The organism is Corynebacterium sp., assembly GCF_030538285.1.
In the GTDB taxonomy this organism is placed as follows: Bacteria; Actinomycetota; Actinomycetes; order Mycobacteriales; family Mycobacteriaceae; genus Corynebacterium.
The window spans coordinates 1-16201 of record NZ_JAUNUG010000050.1 but is presented as its reverse complement, the minus strand read 5'-3'; the positions used below and the strand labels follow the sequence as shown (position 1 = coordinate 16201).

The window sequence follows — 16201 nt, the reverse complement described above, 5'->3', positions numbered from 1 at the left end:
TCGACCAACCCGGGTGTCGTGTCCTACGACCCGGCCTTCGGCTACGAGATCGCCCACCTGCTCCACGAGGGCATCGACCGGATGTACGGCCCGGACCGCGGTGAGAACGTCATCTACTACCTCACCGTGTACAACGAGCCGATCGCCCAGCCGGCCGAGCCGGAGAACCTCGACGTGGAGGGGCTGCACAAGGGCGTGTACCTCTACTCCCCCGCCGCCGACTCGGGTGCCGACGGCCACGAGGCCTCCATCCTCGCGTCCGGTGTCGGCATGCCGTGGGCGCTCAAGGCCCGCGACATCCTCGCCGAGGAGTACAACGTCCAGGCCAACGTCTTCTCCGTCACCTCCTGGGTCGAGCTGGCCCGCGAGGGTGCGGCGAAGAACAAGGAGCAGCTGCGCAACCCGGCCGCTCAGATCGAGGAGGCGTTCGCCACCACCCAGCTGAAGCAGGCCAAGGGCGAGACCTTCGTCGCGGTGTCGGACTTCGCGACCGATCTGCAGGAGCAGATCCGCGCCTTCGTCCCGGGTCAGTACATCGTCCTGGGTGCCGACGGCTTCGGTTTCTCCGACACCCGCCCGGCCGCCCGCCGCTACTTCAACATCGACGCAGAGTCCGTCGTAGTCGCGGTGCTCATGGGCCTCGCGCGTGAGGGCAAGATCGACATTTCGGTCGCCCAGGAGGCCGCCGAGAAGTACCAGCTGGACGACCCCACCGTCGTCTAGCATCTCTGTAGCGCGTGGAGGCCCTGCTTCGGCAGGGCCTTCTCTCGTTCGCTTATCGACGCCCGCCCCGCCCTCGGGTGGGCGCGTGGCCCGGGGCTGGTGGGGCGGTAAGGTGGCAGGCGTGATGAACCGCCACAGCCGCCCTATTCCGCCCCGCGATGAGGATCGCGAACAGCTGCAGGGCGACCTCACCCGCCTGGTGGGTGCCGGCCGTCTGCAGTTCGACGAGTTCGACCGCCTCTGCGACGTGGTGTGGTCGACGCAGGACAAGTCCGTCCTCGACCACATTCGCGCCCAGTACCTCACGTACCAGCCCGGACCGCCAGCGGCGCCGATGCAGCAGCCGCCGATGCCGAACTCCCCGGTGCCGATGGCCCAGCCCGGCGCGCACATGGCCATGCCGGTGGGCAACCAGCCGGTGATCTCCACAATGGGTGAGATCCGCCGGACCGGCCAGTGGACCGTGCCGGAGCACTCGAGCTTCCGTCTCAACGGCTCGACCGTCAAGTTGGACCTGCGTCAGGCGCAGGCCTCCGCCCCCGTGTGCACCTTCGACTTCCAGGCAAACATGTCGACCATCTCGATCATCGTGCCGCCCGGTGTGTACGTAGAGAACCGCCTCAAGGACGCCCTGTCCACCGTGAACGTGGAGACGACCCAGCCGCACCCCAACGCACCGCGCGTGGTGCTCACCGGCGTCCTCCGCGGCTGCTCGCTCAAGGTGATCACGCGGGCGGCGCCCGACACCTCGAGCCTGTGGCACCGCTTCTTCGGCGCCTGACGCGGCAGGCTCAGCCCTCCAGCTCAGCCCAGATTGCGTCGTTGGTCTCGGACCACAGCGGCTTCGCCCAGTCCCCGAAGGGACGGTCGGTGAGCGCCACCATGGCGCGGTCCGTGCCGGGGGCGACCCAGATGTAGGTGCCGGACTGCCCGAAGTGTCCGAAAGTGTCGGCGGGCATCGTCTCGCCGGTCCAGTGCGGCGACTTCTCGCCCTTGATCTCGAAACCGAGACCCCAGGGGCAGGGCTTCATCATGCCGTAGCCGGGGACGATGCCGACCAGGTCGGGGAACTGCACCGTGGTCGCCTCTTCCATCGTCGACGGGTGGAGCAGGGTCGGGTGCATGAGCTCGAGGAGGAAGGTGATGAAGTCGTGGGCCGTGCCCTCGGCGTTCCAGCCGGCCGAGCCGAGCAGGCGGGTCCACTTCATGCCCAAGGGATCGAGCACGCCCTCCTGGAGGTAGGCGGCGAAGTTCATGCCGGCGGCCTGCTCCACGGCGTCGGCAAGAATCTCGAAACCGAAGTTGGAGTAGATGCGGCGCTGACCGGGCTCGCGGACCCGGTCGCTCTCCTTCATGCCGACGCCGCTGGCGTGGGCCAGCAGGTGCCGCACGGTCGAGCCCTCCGGTCCCAGCGGGGTGTCGAGCTCGAAGATGCCCTCCTCGACGGCCAGCAGAAAGCCGTAGGCGGAGAGCGGCTTGGTCACGCTCATGAGGTCGAAGACCTTGCCCAGGTCACCGACGCGGTCGACGTCATCGCCGTTGATCACCGCCGCGGCGTAGGTGTCGACGGGCCAGTCCTTGACAAGATCGAGTGCGCTCACCCTGGCAAGTCTAGCCGTCGTCGACAACCCGCAGGATGAGGCGGTCGATCGCGGCGTTGAGGATCTCGGGCGCTTCGAGCGGGATCATGTGACCCGCCTCGCGGGCGATCTGGAGGTAGGCGTCGGGCCAGACCTCGATGAGGCGTTCCGCCTGGGACAGCGGCGTGACCACATCCTTCTCCCCCACGATGACGTAGCCGGGCAGCCCCTGGAGGTGGTCGCTCGCGGCGAGTTCGTCGTGCTTCTGCAGATCCTCGAAGTAGCCGACGAAGGTCTCCAGCGGAGTCTCGTGGATCATCGCGGCATGGAACTGGACGATGTCGTAGTTGACGTTGCGGTGGAACACCGCGACGGCCAGCGTCGGGGCGAGCACGAGGGCGGCCTGCTCGCGGAACTTCTTCGCGTCCTGGGGCTGGCTCTCGACGGCGTGGTACACCTGGTCCGCCACCGGCGAGGCCAGGACCTGCGGCAGGCCCTGATCGCTGAGCGCCTCGATGGAAGTGGCCACGAGGATGAGGCCGGCGATGTGTCCGCGCAGCTCCGGCGGGCACCGGCGCACGAGGTTGAGGGCGACGAGACCACCGAGGGAATGCCCGACGAGGATCATCGGTCCCTGCACCCCACGGGCCCGGAGCACGGCGAGGGTGTCGTCGGCGGCGCCCTCGACGGTGCACAGGCGGGGGTCGACCTTGCCGGTCTGGCCGTGGCCGCGGACGTCGAGAAGCAGAATACGGGCCTGCGGCCACCGCTCCTGCAGGTGGTTGACCTGGAGGTAGAAGCTCTCGGCGGCGAGGGTGAAGCCGTGGATGAACACGACGGTGACGTCATCGGCGAGCTGACCGCCGTCCTCGTACCAGTGGACGAGGATGCCATCGTTGTCCACGGTGCCGACGCGGTCAATGCCCGTCAGGCCGGGTTCGCGGGCCCCGGAGTGCAGCTCTCCCAGTTCGAGCGCGAGACGGCGGCGGCCGCCCGGGGTCAGTCGCATCACCCAGCTGCGCACGAGCTGCGGGATGTCGCCCGGGGAGAGAGTCATACCTTCGAGACTACCGACCGACACTCGGGCCACTAGGATCGAGACCATGACCACTCCCGCCCTGTCCCCCGAACTCGCGCAGATCATCGAGGAGGCGTCCGGTATCGACGCCGAGACACTCACCGCCGACGCCCGGCTCACCGAGCTGGGGATCAGTTCGCTGGCGATGATCGAGATCGCGGTGCGGATCGAGGACGCCTTCGGGGTGCGCCTGGACGATGAGACGGTGTTCGGGCTGACGACCGTCGGGGATCTCGCCGCCCACATCAACGCCCACTCGGACACCGCAACGGCGGCTCCCGGGGACGCTCAGCGCGCGGAGTAGCCCCGCAGCGGCGACAATGGCGGCCATGACCGCCAGCATCAGCTACCTGACCGACATGGACGGCGTCCTCATCCGCGAGGGCGAAATGATCCCCGGCGCCGACCGCTTCCTCGCCTCGCTCGAGGACCACGACATCGAGTTCATGGTCCTGACGAACAACTCCATCCACACCCCGCGCGACCTCTCCGCGCGCCTGGCCTCCTCCGGTCTGCAGATCCCGGCCGACCGGATCTGGACCTCGGCGACCGCGACCGCGCATTTCCTCGCCCAGCAGCGCGCGGAGGGCACCGCCTACGTCGTCGGCGAATCGGGCCTCACCACCGCGCTGCACGCGAAAGGGTGGATTCTCACCGACTCGGCGCCGGAGTTCGTGGTGCTCGGCGAGACACGCACCTACTCCTTTGAGGCGATCACCACGGCGATCAACCTCATCATCGGCGGCGCGCGCTTCATCTGCACCAACCCGGATGTCACCGGCCCGGCCCCGCAGGGAGTGCTGCCGGCCACCGGGTCCGTGGCGGCTCTCATCACCGCGGCGACCGGCCAACACCCCTATTACGTGGGCAAGCCGAACCCCATCATGATGCGGTCGGCGCTCAACACGATGGGCTCGCACTCGGAGAACTCGGTGATGATCGGCGACCGCATGGACACCGACATCAAGACCGGCATGGAGTCCGGCATGCGCACCATCCTCGTGCGCTCCGGCATCTCCAGCGACGGGGACATCAGCCGCTTCCCCTTCCGCCCGACGCGCGTCTACGACCACATCGGCGAGGTGGCCGACAATGTCCTCGACCCCTTCGGCGATGGCCACTACCTGCAGTAACAGCCCGGAGGGGAGAGCATCGGCCACCCCTGCGCGGCAGACCCACTAGAGTGTCCTGCAGATGGGCTTCCCCCTGGTCCGCTCGCATGCAGGGGACTTTCGATGTTAGGTGAGAGACCGTGAGTACCAAGACAATCAGCACCCCCGTCCACTATGAGTCCGGCGATGTCCTCGACTCCATCGACTGGAACCGCATCCCGGACCAGACCGATCTAGACATCTGGAACCGCCTGACGTCCAACTTCTGGCTGCCGGAGAAGGTTCCGGTGTCCAATGACATCCCGTCGTGGCGCAACATGACCGATGAAGAGCAGCTGGCCACCATGCGCGTGTTCACCGGCCTCACCTTCCTCGACACGATGCAGGGCACCGTCGGCGCGGTGAGCATTCTCCCGGATGCGGTCACCCCGCACGAGGAGGCCGTGTACACCAACATCTCCTTCATGGAGTCGGTGCACGCGAAGAGCTACTCCAACATCTTCATGACGCTGGCCGACACCCCCGAGATCGACGCCGCCTTCCGCTGGTCCCGTGAGAACGAGAACCTGCAGTACAAGGGCCGCACCATCATCGAGCAGTACCAGACCGGCACCCCGCAGCGGAAGAAGATCGCCTCCGTCATGCTGGAGTCGTTCCTGTTCTACTCCGGTTTCTACCTGCCGCTGCGTTTCTCCTCGATGGGTAAGATCACCAACTCGGCCGACATCATCCGCCTCATCATCCGCGACGAGGCCGTCCACGGCTACTACATCGGCTACAAGTACCAGCAGGCCGCCAAGCTGCTCTCCCCTGCTGAGCAGGAGGCGGACAAGGACTTCGCCCTGGAGATGCTGCTCGACCTGTTCGACAACGAGTCGCACTACACCCAGGACATCTACGATCCCATCGGCTGGACCGAGGACGTCAAGGCCTTCCTGCGCTACAACGCGAACAAGGCGATGAACAACCTCGGCTTCGAGGGCATCTTCCCGCCGGACTCCTGCCGCTTCAACGCCGGCGTCATGACCTCCCTGGATCCGTCCGCCAACGAGAACCACGACTTCTTCTCCGGCTCCGGTTCCTCTTACGTCATCGGCACCGCCGAGGAGACCACGGACGACGACTGGGACTTCTAGTCCTCGTTGCTTATCGACGCCGCGCGCACCCCGCGCGGCGTTTCCCGTTCTCAGGCCGGAGTCAGCTCGGCACTGAATCCGTGCTGGCGGGCGAGGTTCTCCACGACGGTGCGCAGGCGGTCGAACTCCTCCTCGGTGCCGGTGAGGACCTGACGACAGGCGACGTGGAGCCCGGGGGTCCGGCCGCCGGACCGGCGCCAGGGGGTGAACCAGTCGGCGGTGAGCGGATCCGCACCGGGGATCTCCAGGGCGGAGTCGCTGGGCACGCACAGGACCATGGCGGTCTCGATGCGGGGGCGCAGGGCGCGCGGCATCCCCGTGATGGTGAGTACGGCGGTGTGCGCGGTGAGGGTGGCCGGGGCGGTCACGTCAGAGGTCTCCCACAGGTGGTCCGGTGCCTTCGAATCGGCGGCGCCCAACCATCGTGCGAGCGAGGGTGCAAGGGTGGTCATGTCGAAGATCCTTCGGCAGATACGGTCACCGCCGACGTCCACGATGCGCGGAGCCGGCGGTGTCAGACGAGGGTCGTCTTCCCCAACGGCCTCGTAAATCACCTTGCTGTAACACGGACCAGTGTCCATCTCGCCCACCCCGCCGGCAACTCTAAACCCCCACTACAACCCCCGTTTATTCAAGTTAAAGTTGAGGTTCAGGGCGCGAGGCCGACAACACGAGACCCCGTCCGCCGGGGCGGCGGACGGGGTCGTGACGGTGGGGCCAGGCAGTCACGCCTCGATGAGGCTGCCGGTGGTAATGGTGACGCCGTGGAAGCCGTCAAGGCCCATCCGAACGGCGTACAGGTCGGTCAGGCCAGTGCCATCGACCGGGATGATCGGATCGTTGGTACCGGCCTTCGCACCCGGGTCAATGAGGGTGATGTTGCCGACCTGCTCATGGTAGACCTGCTGGCCACCAACGATCAGACCGTCCACCGGGGACTTGACGTACATGTTGGCCCGGCGCGCGGCGGCACGGACCTTGACCAGTGCACGGCGGTTGCCGAAGATCGCGGTCGGGGGGCCGTCCATGAGGCCGGTGAATTCGTCGAGGTCGTCGAGGACGTTCATGGACTGGTTGGCGTCGGTGAATGCGGACCAGTCCTTGCCGGCGCCGGTCAGCTCGGTGGTGGAGCCGGTCAGTGCCTTGTCCAGGCCGTCGAAGCCGTTGGCGTCGACGGCGGTGTCGCCGTTGATGACCTCGTCGTAGAACTTGGTGGTCGTGGACTTGATCAGCTGGGAGAGCTGGAAGGCGACCTCGCCGGATGCGGCGGGGCCGAGCTTGGCGATGACGCGGTCGATCTCGAACGCGCCGCCCAGCGGTGCGAGGGTCACCGAGACCTTCTCGGTGGTCGCTGCCTCGGTGGTGTACTCGGTGTTGAGGGCACGGAACTGGGCCTTGCGCTCGGTCTTGACTCGGCGGTAGCCGTAGTCGAGGGTGGCGCCGCCGCCCGCCGGGTTGACGGCGCGGTCGAAGACCATGAGGTCGAGCAGGGCGGAGTTCTTGCGGAACTCGTCGATGATCGCCGGCTCGTAGTCCTCCTGGGTGTTGAGCTTGGCCTGAGCCAGAGTGACAGGTGCCATGGGGGTTCCTCCTTAGCGGTGGGTGAAGTGCGCGGCGAGCGCCGCGTCCAGGGATGCTGCCGGGGCCGGCTTGCCGCCGCCTTGACCGGCAGAGGGGTCAGACGGGCCCGTGTAGGGGCCCAGGGACTTCGCCAGTGCTTGTGCATCGGCGCGCATCTGCTCGGGCGTCTCACCCTGGATGCGGTCCGCCATCGCGGCGGGGATCTTGAACTCGGCGGAGATCTCCGCCAGCGCGTTCTTGCGCTCGTAGGCGGCGATCTTGGCCATGGCGTCGGAGTACTTCGTCTCCAGCTCCTTGCGGTCGGCGGCGGACTTCTCCGCGTCGGTCATCTGGGCGCGCTCGAACGCGGCGACCTTCGCCGCGAGCTTGTCACGCTGTGCCTCGACCGACTGGCGCTTGTCGCGCTCCTTCGCCAGGTCCGCGAGGACCGACTTCTTCGAGCCGCGGGCGTCTGGATTCTCGCCCTCCTCGTCGTCGCTCTGGGAGTCGTCGGACGGGGGCTGGTTGGTGTCCTGGGCGCCGGTGGTGTTCTCGACGCCCTCGGTGGACTGTGCTGCATCATCGGTGGACGGTGCGGATCCAGCGCCCGCATTCGGGCCCTCGATGAAACGCAGCCAGGGTCGGTTCTTCTTCATGTGGGGGTTCTCTTTCCTCTCGAAAGTGGGCATAGAAAAACCCGCTACCACCTGTGGTAACGGGTTGAAGTAGTGCGGATGGGTCGCTAAGTGGCTATCCAACGTGCGGGGGGCAGTGCTCCATCAGGACGAAACGTAATTTCCTCATCGAACTCGTCGTACCGGCGACACTCATAAGGAAGCTCTCGGAGCAATTGCACAATGTAGGCCTGGAGTGATTCCTCGTCCCAGTCGATCGCGATGAATGTCTCCATCTCGTCCACGTCAGCCTTGGGCCCATAGTCCAAGGTGATCGCCTGGCCGCCCTTGGTTCGGAGCCAGTACGCAACGTCGTCCGCGCTGGCCAAGTCATACTTCACAATTTCCGACTGAAGACGTTCATCATTCCTCAGCAGGGGAAGTACCAGCTCGATGGGAGCATCAGAGGAGATCACTAGCTTGTTACTCATAAGCGAATCGAACCTCCTGACCTTCCGCAGGCATGACGATGATCTCTATTAACTTCCCATCGTACCGGTGTTTCGATAGACGCAGGTCTTCCATCACCTGCGCCATGGATCGTGGACTTCGTAACAAGTCGATGACCAGCCGAGAAGCCTGTCTACGACCTGCCCTAATCTGATTGTTGACCATGTTACGGCTGGCCCCGGTCGGTGTCTTAGCCTCATACCGAACTCCATCAAGTAGAACATCAGGTGTAACGCCGTCACCGCGGGGCAACAGCACTACCTCATGCCCGTTCCCAGCCAGTCGAACAAACGTCGCCCATTCATGAAGCCCAATCTTGTCCTTCTGCTCGCCCCTGATTCTCCAGAGCCTCTCGGCCCACGCCGCTTCCGCTGGCAGGGCGAACGTCTGGAACACCTCCGGCGGGATCTTCGGCCGCGTTGCCTGTGCCACCCATCCCAGCATGTCGCTGTCACCTACCAGAGCTGACGCTGTCCTAGGTAAATACCGGAATGGTTCAGGTGACGGCCCACCAAGCATGGTCGGCGGACGCGGCGGGGGCGGCTTGATCGGGGGCAACACTGAGCCAGCCAACCGGCCTGAGAAAACATCGCCCAGGCCCTGGCCCGGCGCGACGTTGCGGAGGTATCCGTGCCGGTAAAGCTGGGCGATGCGGCGTTGTGGGTCGCCTTCGGTCTGGCGGATGATCTGAGGCACCGATAATCGGTCGAAGATCGGCCGACCCCGTAGGGAACCATCCTTGCCGACGTAGTAACGCATGGCCCGACCCCGGTTACTGGCCCCGGCGCGGGTGAACCGGTCCTCGACCGAGGACATGCCCGAAATGGAGTTGATCACCGCCGCCGGGTCGGCTCCCTCTCGGATGGCCTCAGCCCCGGCCTTGGTGAAGATCCTGGCCTGCTCTGCCTCGTCGAGAGAGTCGAAGAACGCTTTCGCGTCGAACGCCGGCCCCTCGAACGTCGCGTCACCATCCGCAGGAACCGGCACCTGGGTGCAGTCACAGCCAGGGTGCCGCTGGAACGGTTTGTCCCAGTGTCCGCGCTTGCCCGCGAGGATCGCGCAGCGGGAGCACGACGGTGGGCGCAACATCCGCACGTACAGGGTGCGAGGTCGGGCCAGACCCGCCACGGCCTTGGCCATGCGGGAGGAGTCCGACAGGGCAGTCTGGGTGATGGTGGCCAGCAGCTCGCCACCGGCCTGCCAGGCACGCAGCGGCGTTGAGCCGGTCTCCAGGCGCTCACGCACCCGGTTAGCCACCGCCCGGGGAATGAGGTCCAGCGGGTTGCCGTCGGGCATGATCCCAGCGAACTCCTCCGGGACGATCAGCCCAATCGGGGTGTCCTGATAGCCCTGCGCGAGCAGCGCCATCCCGAAGGTCTTGTCGATCAGTGCGGCGTTGGCCAGCTGAGCTTCGGTGACCGCCTTGATGACGTCCTGACTGCGGGTACGCAGCCAGTAGTCGATGTCCTGCGGGTGGTGACGCGGCATGATCTCGTAGCGCAGCTTCTGCAGCGTCTCCCGCAACACCTTCGCGCGCGCTTCGGCCTCCTCCCGGACGCCCGGCGGCAAGGACCAGAAACTGTAGGTCAGGCTCATCCGTTCCAGGCCTTCGGATCATCATCCGGCGGTGGCTGGAACTCACGCTCCAACTTCTTATCGGTTTCGACGTAGTAGCCCGTGCGCTCCTGGTCCAGCCACGCAAGCTCCTGATCGATACGCGGCTGAGACCAACCCATGTCCTGCATCGCACCCTTGACCGACAGCACCGGCGCCCCGCCGGTCTGCTTCTGGATCGCATCCGACATCTCCGCCATCGTCGGCGTCGCAGCGTTGCGCCACTCCAGACGAATCGTGGACCCGTCTGGCCAAGTGCCGGTGCGGATCCGCTCCGAGATACCCATGACCCAGCCCCAGAACACACCGGCAGTGGAACTGACGCGCTCGGTGATCCGGATGAGCTTCGCCTCATCGGCCTTGATGCCGCCCTCAGAGGCCGGGTTGACGGTGGAGTGCCCGAGCATACGTAGCGGTAGACCTGAGGACGCGGCCACCTGCTTCGTGATCATCTCCATGACGTCGATGAAGCCCTTGAGGTCACCGGCCGGTAGCTGCTCGATGCTCACGCCGTCCTTCTTCGACGCCGAAATCGCCCAGATCGCTCCGAGATAGGTGTCCCACGGGTCGAGCTCCTCGCCGGTCTCCGGGTCGATGAAGTCAGCCTTCGTCAGCCCCTGAGCCACCTTCTGCGGAGTGGCCACAGTCTCCATGCCCAGCTGCAGGTTGAGGACCACGCGGCCGGCCATATCGACCCACGGCATGATCCCCGCCATCTGGGATTCACCTTCCCAGGTGCCCGTCTTACGGCGGTTGTACTGCACCACGACCGGGACGCGACCGAGGTCGTGCCGGCGGCGACCATGCTGGCCCAGCACCCACCGACCAACCTCCTGCGTCAGGTGGATCGTCTCGTTCGGTAAGTACAGCGTGAGGTGCTGCGTCAGTCCAGTTTCGTCGGCGTAGACGCGCAGCGCACCGGTCATCATGCGGGTCAGGGGGTTGACCTCGACGGCGATCGCCCGCGGCGACTCCACCCGGATCACCGGACGGGTCTGACCCAGCTCGCGTTCCGGCCACGACACCGTGGCCACGCAGCGACCGTAGACCAGGAGATCACGGTGTGCGAGCTGCGCTTCCAGATCGAGGTTGTTGACCTCCCAATCCGCCCGCAGCTCAGTGTCCTCACGGATCTCACCCGAGCGGATGATGCGCTGGACCTCCATGCGCTGCTCAATCGTCTCCACCGCTTGGCGACACCAGTCCATCGGGAACGCGAACGGCTCCACCTCGGGGGGAATGCTGATCCCGAGCTGCTCGATCTTCTGGCGCGCCTCGTAGTACCGCTCGTTCTTCTCGTCGGTCGGCCGCTGGCGCTGCCACTTCGTGTACAGACGGGTCAGCAGGCGGGTCTCCTCCAGGGACAAGCTCACGCTTTCACCTCCTCCGTCGCCCGAAGACGAGCGCCTTCGCTTCTACTCGTACGTCCCAGCCCTTGGTGTGAGCGTCCATGGACGCCTCATGCGCCAGGACGCCGGCCATGATCGGGTCGATCTTCTGGTGGTCGGTCGGCTTGCCGATCACGTACTTCTGACCGGGCTTGGCTACCTTCTTCGCTTTCGCCGCGGCCATTGCCGTCAACGGACACCCGTCGTGGGTGATGCGGCCGGTGCTCAGGTCCACCTCAAAGCGGCCGAGGGCGGCGTGCATGCGCCGGATCGAGTTCGTAGGCCACTCGACGACGTGCTCCTCGCCATACTTCAGTGACCAGTCGCCGATCTCCGAGAGCCAGTCCTGCGGGTCGGCATAGAGCCGGTCGACGGCGAAGCGCGAGAACACCTCGTCAACAGCGGCGTCAACCTCGCCCCGCGGGACCCTGCCCTCTGTGGACAGCTCTACGACAAGTACGGCTACTAACTCCAGCTTGCCGAGCAGGTGCACGGCCCCCACGATGGGGCCCTGGCGTCCGAGCTCGGCGTTACAGTTCACCTCATCCGCGTGTGGCGCGGACTCCACGAAAGGATCCCGGCGTGAATCGCTGGTTCCCATTCGCGCCATGCTGCGCCTGACCTATACTCGTCACTGACTAACACTGACCCCAGGAAGGAGTGGCATGCATCATGACGATTTCAACCCCGAGGATCCGCCGGCAGGCCCTCCTGACGGGAATCGGGAGCCTGCTGGACCTGCGCGGAGAAGCGACCTACCGGAGGGCACAGCAGATGCTTCCCCCGCCGGCCCCGCGCCCGCATTTCCCGACCGCAGCACTCCGGAGTGGGACTCGCTTCCGAACGAGCTTCGACTCGAAATCCAGCAAAACCTCTTCCACCAGCAGGTAGTCCAGAGCTTCCCGGATCCCCTCACCGCCCGGGAACTAAAGGAACACGCCCCCGAGGTCTACGAAGCCTGGATCGAAACCACCAAGCAGACGATCGCGACCGACAATCACATTCGTCGCGCTTACGTCGATAACCCGCGGCGGATCGCCATGCGAGGCCAACTCCTGGGCCTGATCGCAGTGCTCGGTGTCCTTGCCCTCGCAGGGTTCGCCGCCTGGCTCGACCACCCGTGGCTCGCAGGAGTGCTCGTAGCTATCGACGTCGTCGCGCTCGCAGCCGTCTTCAACTCCGGCAGCTCCCCACGTCGCCAGGACACTGACAGCCAGTAGGGCCCTTAGAACGCCCGCACCCCCTCTGGGACGCCGAGGAGGTCCAGGACTGGCACGCCAGCCGTCCCGGCTCCCCCGTGCCCGGCGCGCCGACCGGAGGATGAGGGGGGCAGTTGGACAGCCGACCCCCTTAGGAAGGGCCCCGGGGCCACCACCCGGCGCGGTGACGGAGGCAGCGAGACTACATTGAGCTCAGAGTGCGACAGCTCTTACCTCCACCGCCCAGCCCGCTTACTCTCCACCTCCTTATCACCGACCCGACAGGGGCCAGATGTTTCACTCGCGGTGATAAAATCACACACTTGTGAAGTTATCACCGCGAGCGAAACTCGTTGTGATAACCTGAGCCGCAATGCAACATTGAGTTCCCCAGGAGGGCGCATGATCGAGAAGCTCCGTGCAGAGTTGCTCCCACTAGCTGACCAGTTCCAGATTGCAGGAGCAGACGGTCTCCGCCGCGTGTTGGCAGCGACTCAGGTGTACGACGGAGATCAATGGGAATTTCGACGCCTTCAGCGAGACCCCTACCTTCATGGACTGCGTCGAGTCCTGCCGAAGAGCCTGGGCAGTTTCGTACGTGAGGATGACCTCTATGCACAGAATCGACTCCTCTACCGGTCCGAAACCCACGAAGCCGACTTGGTGTTTCGTCGTCGAGGCTCCCTCACCGCCTACAAGAGCAAGCGTGAGGACACCGAGCCAGGCCTCTTCCCGACCCCAGAGCGAGTCTTCCTCCCCAACCCTGACACGCAGTCTCGGCAGATCGCCTGCATCTGGGACCTTCCTCGCCTGGATGAAAGTCACGAGGCGATTGGAGCATTTCCCTTCATCATCAGGATCGCGAAACAGAACACCTTACTCGGCCAGGGCCACTGGGACGGTGGTTTCCCGCTGATCCCTGTGGACGGCATCATGCCGTCCACAGCAGAGTTCGACATGGATTCCCCTGACTGGGACGTCGATGATGACGAAGAGGCCGAGGGACAATGAGCAACGCCCATCATCGCCTGCATACCCTGCGGGATCTTAATGGGCTAACCCAGAAGGAATTCGCCTCGATTCTCGGTGTAGGCCAGGCGCAATACTCCCAGATCGAAAAGGGACTCCGCGCCTTAACGTCAGCCCACAGAGTGTCAGCCCGCATGCACTTCCAACTGGACTCCGACTACTTCGATGAGCCAGCTCTGACTTACACAGCGACCTCACTGAACTACCGTCGGCAGAAGCTCAGTGTACGGCAACTGAACATGGCGACAGCCACGTTCGGGCTAACCGAACAGGCTGTCCGAAAGCCTGGACAGGGCAACTCCCTGGACGTACTGGCAACCACCCCCGTTGCTTCTCGCCGTTCACTCACGACCATCGAACGATTCGCTGCAGAAGCTCGTAGCCTCATCGGCCTCAAGCCCGATGCCGTCATCAATAATGTCACCCGGTGCCTCGACAAGGTTGGCATCATCGTCACCGGACTGACCAATCCACTCCTACCAATGGAGAAGATCGACGGCATTTCGACGCCGACCCGATCGCAGGCCCCATTCGTGGCTGCCCTCAACTACGACGTCCCCGGCGACCGCCTGCGTTTCTCCGCCGCCCACGAACTAGGCCACATCCTGATGCACACCATAGGACACGATGGAAGCCTCGCCGATCGGGAAGCCGAAGCAGATATGTTCGCCTCATCCTTCCTCCTCCCCCGCGAGCCAATGATGGACCTCCTTTCTCCCGACCTCACCCTCGAGGCGTATGCCCGTTTGAAGGCCAAGTGGGGAGTATCCATCCAAGCGCTCGTACGACGCGCACGTGACCTCGACATCATTGACTACAACCGCTACCGCAGCCTCATGATCCAGATCAGCTCCCGCGGCTGGCGCAAGAACGAGCCCGTCCACATTCCAGTCGAGATCCCACTCACCCGTATACCGACACTGCCGACGCTGCCCCAGACAGCGAAATCAGAGAGCCAACAGACCATGCACGACTCGAAACACTCACCACCACAAGTTGCAAGCGTGACTCACATCTTCGAGAGGGGCTAGCCACTTCCTAACCTGGAAAAAAGGGCAGGGAGGACAGCTCTGAGACTTCCTGCAACAGAAGGTCAAGCGCTTTCCTCATCCTCCTTCTCTGCCCGCCTGGCGTCGAGGTCCGCCACGCCCGGCGCGGTGCCGTCGAGGGCTTGGTTGACCTGGCCGAGGACGGCGTCGCGCTTCTCTTTGGAGGAGCGCATGTAGATCTCGGTGATGGTGCGGAGGTCGACCTGGCCGAGGATGTCGCCGATGGCGGGGATGGGCATGCCGGCTTCGGCGAGGGTGGTGATGAGCCAGACGCGGCCGTAGTGGGGGGTAAGGCGGACATCGGCGTGGCCGGCGCGTTCCTTGGCGCGGTTCATGATGCTGCGGTAGCTGGTGTCCATGATGAGGTCGCCGGTGGAGGTGGTGAACAGCCAGGCATCGGGGTGGGTGCCGACATGGCGGTCGAGGTGGTCGCGGACGTCGTCGTGGAAGCGCGCGAAGACGGGGACGTCGCGCCAACCGGCGGCGGTCTTCGCGGAGGCCTTGCAGTGCATTCCCTTGCCGGGCACGCGGTAGACGTTGCCGCGGATCTGGACGGTGATGAAGTCCTCGGTGAGGAGGATGTCACGCCGACGGAGGGCGAGGGCTTCGCCGATGCGGATGCCGTGGAAAAGGGTGAGGATCGCGACGAGCTTGTGGCGGCCATCGATACGGGGCCTCGTGCGGTCCAGCTGGTCGACGATGTCCTGCATCACGGTTGTCTCCGGTAGTTCCTTGCGGTGTGGGATCGGCCGGCGGGCTGCCTCGGGAACATTCACGGGATTCGCTGGGATTATGTCGCGGTCAAGTGCGGCCTGCATCGCGGTGTGAAGTCGCTTGTAGGCCTTCGCGTTGTAGGTGGGTGAGTCGAAGGTGCGGTTGATGTCGTCCCACCAGGCGGCGACGTCGCGGCGGGTGAGTGCGGTGAGGGGGATGTCGCGGAGGCGGGCTGCGGAGCCGGTGACCTTGAGGATGCGGCGGTCGAGGGTGGCCTGGTAGTCCTGCAGGGTGGACGGGGCCAGGGGGCGGGTGCCGCGAGTGCGTAGGTCGAGCCACTTGGTGATCCAGTCGCCGACGGTGCGGGCGTGATCTTCTGGGTGGCGCGCGCGGCTGTCCGGCGGGGTCCATTCATCGAACTCGAGGAGCTTTTCCTCAGAGCGGAGCCAGGCGGCGGCGTCGTCGCGGGTGAAGTAGGTCTGAGCAGCCTTGTGGAGGTGCCCGTCTGGGCCGGTGTAGCGGGCGCGGTACTTGCCGGAGGGGAGCTTGTCGATCTGCCCGAAGCGGCGCTTGCGTCGTGGTGCCATCAGAGCATGAACCCTTCGTGAGGGAATTCCCCGTGGGGCCTGCGTGGGGGATGAGGCCGTTTCGTGGGGGATTCGTGGGGGACAGGTGTTCTAACCCGTACCCTAGTGTCCCTTAAGTGCTCTTGCCATTTTCCGAGGTCAAAAGACTAAAATGAGGGAAACCCCAGACCAGTAATGGTCTGGGGTCTCTGTTCATCGTGGGGCCAGCGGGGCTCGAACCCGCGACCTACGGATTATGAGTCCGCGGCTCTAACCGACTGAGCTATAGCCCCCAGTGACTGAACGTCGTCAGTATAGCCACCTGGAAC

The 16201-nt window shown here is 65.0% G+C and carries 17 protein-coding genes, 1 tRNA gene and 1 pseudogene; 8 read left to right on the top strand and 11 right to left on the bottom strand.

Annotation, left to right across the window (positions count from 1 at the left end; all coding sequences use genetic code 11):
• Together Q4G50_RS12750 and Q4G50_RS12745 are read left to right on the top strand one after the other, a co-directional pair.
• Window positions 1–723 (top strand): annotated as a pseudogene (locus Q4G50_RS12750) (pyruvate dehydrogenase (acetyl-transferring), homodimeric type); the annotation flags it as partial.
• A 124-nt stretch (window positions 724–847) separates the two neighbouring features.
• Window positions 848–1504, top strand: a complete 657-nt coding sequence (locus Q4G50_RS12745; RefSeq protein WP_303378029.1) for a DUF1707 domain-containing protein — start codon at window positions 848–850, stop codon at window positions 1502–1504.
• Between the two features lie 10 nt (window positions 1505–1514).
• Here Q4G50_RS12745 and Q4G50_RS12740 read toward each other — a convergent pair whose 3' ends face one another.
• Together Q4G50_RS12740 and Q4G50_RS12735 are read right to left on the bottom strand one after the other, a co-directional pair.
• A complete protein-coding gene (locus Q4G50_RS12740; protein WP_303378028.1) occupies window positions 1515–2324 on the bottom strand; it encodes a serine hydrolase in 810 nt (269 codons plus the stop codon).
• A 10-nt stretch (window positions 2325–2334) separates the two neighbouring features.
• Window positions 2335–3360, bottom strand: coding sequence for an alpha/beta fold hydrolase (locus tag Q4G50_RS12735; protein WP_303378027.1), 1026 nt, complete (start codon window positions 3358–3360; stop codon window positions 2335–2337).
• A 46-nt stretch (window positions 3361–3406) separates the two neighbouring features.
• Between Q4G50_RS12735 and Q4G50_RS12730 the strand changes: the two genes are divergently transcribed.
• The 3 genes from Q4G50_RS12730 to nrdF all read left to right on the top strand — a co-directional run bounded on the left by Q4G50_RS12730 (window position 3407) and on the right by nrdF (window position 5629).
• Window positions 3407–3685 carry an acyl carrier protein gene (locus Q4G50_RS12730; RefSeq protein WP_303378026.1) on the top strand — a complete coding sequence of 93 codons (279 nt, stop codon included), beginning with the start codon at window positions 3407–3409 and terminating at the stop codon, window positions 3683–3685.
• 25 nt (window positions 3686–3710) lie between these two features.
• Window positions 3711–4514, top strand: coding sequence for an HAD-IIA family hydrolase (locus Q4G50_RS12725; RefSeq protein ID WP_303378025.1), 804 nt, complete (start codon window positions 3711–3713; stop codon window positions 4512–4514).
• Window positions 4515–4633: 119 nt separating this feature from the next.
• A complete protein-coding gene (gene nrdF, locus Q4G50_RS12720) occupies window positions 4634–5629 on the top strand; it encodes a class 1b ribonucleoside-diphosphate reductase subunit beta (RefSeq protein WP_303378024.1) in 996 nt (331 codons plus the stop codon).
• Window positions 5630–5679: 50 nt separating this feature from the next.
• Here the strand turns inward: nrdF and Q4G50_RS12715 are convergent, their stop codons facing one another.
• From Q4G50_RS12715 to Q4G50_RS12685, 7 genes are all read right to left on the bottom strand, one after another.
• A complete protein-coding gene (locus Q4G50_RS12715) occupies window positions 5680–6081 on the bottom strand; it encodes a hypothetical protein (RefSeq protein WP_303378023.1) in 402 nt (133 codons plus the stop codon).
• Window positions 6082–6354: 273 nt separating this feature from the next.
• Window positions 6355–7209: a major capsid protein gene (locus tag Q4G50_RS12710; protein WP_303378022.1), complete on the bottom strand. Its 855-nt coding sequence runs from the start codon at window positions 7207–7209 to the stop codon at window positions 6355–6357.
• Between the two features lie 12 nt (window positions 7210–7221).
• The gene (locus Q4G50_RS12705) at window positions 7222–7845 is read right to left on the bottom strand and encodes a hypothetical protein (RefSeq protein ID WP_303378021.1); all 624 of its coding nucleotides are present in this window, start codon (window positions 7843–7845) and stop codon (window positions 7222–7224) included.
• A gap of 86 nt (window positions 7846–7931) precedes the next feature.
• Window positions 7932–8294 (bottom strand): hypothetical protein, encoded by a 363-nt coding sequence (locus Q4G50_RS12700; RefSeq protein ID WP_303378020.1) that lies wholly within the window; start codon window positions 8292–8294, stop codon window positions 7932–7934.
• Entirely contained in the window at window positions 8287–9909 is a 1623-nt protein-coding gene (locus Q4G50_RS12695) for a hypothetical protein (protein WP_303378019.1), read from the bottom strand. The genes Q4G50_RS12700 and Q4G50_RS12695 overlap by 8 nt, the downstream gene beginning before the upstream one ends.
• Window positions 9906–11300: a phage portal protein gene (locus Q4G50_RS12690; RefSeq protein ID WP_303378018.1), complete on the bottom strand. Its 1395-nt coding sequence runs from the start codon at window positions 11298–11300 to the stop codon at window positions 9906–9908. Before Q4G50_RS12690 ends, Q4G50_RS12695 begins: the two co-directional genes overlap by 4 nt.
• Before the next feature lie 4 nt (window positions 11301–11304).
• Window positions 11305–11916, bottom strand: a complete 612-nt coding sequence (locus Q4G50_RS12685; protein ID WP_303378017.1) for a terminase — start codon at window positions 11914–11916, stop codon at window positions 11305–11307.
• A 64-nt stretch (window positions 11917–11980) separates the two neighbouring features.
• Between Q4G50_RS12685 and Q4G50_RS12680 the strand changes: the two genes are divergently transcribed.
• From Q4G50_RS12680 to Q4G50_RS12670, 3 genes are all read left to right on the top strand, one after another.
• Window positions 11981–12535 carry a phage holin family protein gene (locus Q4G50_RS12680; RefSeq protein ID WP_303378016.1) on the top strand — a complete coding sequence of 185 codons (555 nt, stop codon included), beginning with the start codon at window positions 11981–11983 and terminating at the stop codon, window positions 12533–12535.
• A 381-nt stretch (window positions 12536–12916) separates the two neighbouring features.
• Window positions 12917–13525, top strand: a complete 609-nt coding sequence (locus Q4G50_RS12675; protein ID WP_303378015.1) for a hypothetical protein — start codon at window positions 12917–12919, stop codon at window positions 13523–13525.
• A complete protein-coding gene (locus Q4G50_RS12670; RefSeq protein WP_303378014.1) occupies window positions 13522–14574 on the top strand; it encodes an XRE family transcriptional regulator in 1053 nt (350 codons plus the stop codon). Before Q4G50_RS12675 ends, Q4G50_RS12670 begins: the two co-directional genes overlap by 4 nt.
• 62 nt (window positions 14575–14636) lie before the next feature.
• Here the strand turns inward: Q4G50_RS12670 and Q4G50_RS12665 are convergent, their stop codons facing one another.
• Both Q4G50_RS12665 and Q4G50_RS12660 read right to left on the bottom strand, forming a co-directional pair.
• Window positions 14637–15893, bottom strand: coding sequence for a site-specific integrase (locus Q4G50_RS12665; RefSeq protein WP_303378013.1), 1257 nt, complete (start codon window positions 15891–15893; stop codon window positions 14637–14639).
• 198 nt (window positions 15894–16091) lie between these two features.
• Window positions 16092–16165 (bottom strand) — tRNA-Ile (locus tag Q4G50_RS12660).
• Window positions 16166–16201: the final 36 nt, after the last annotated feature.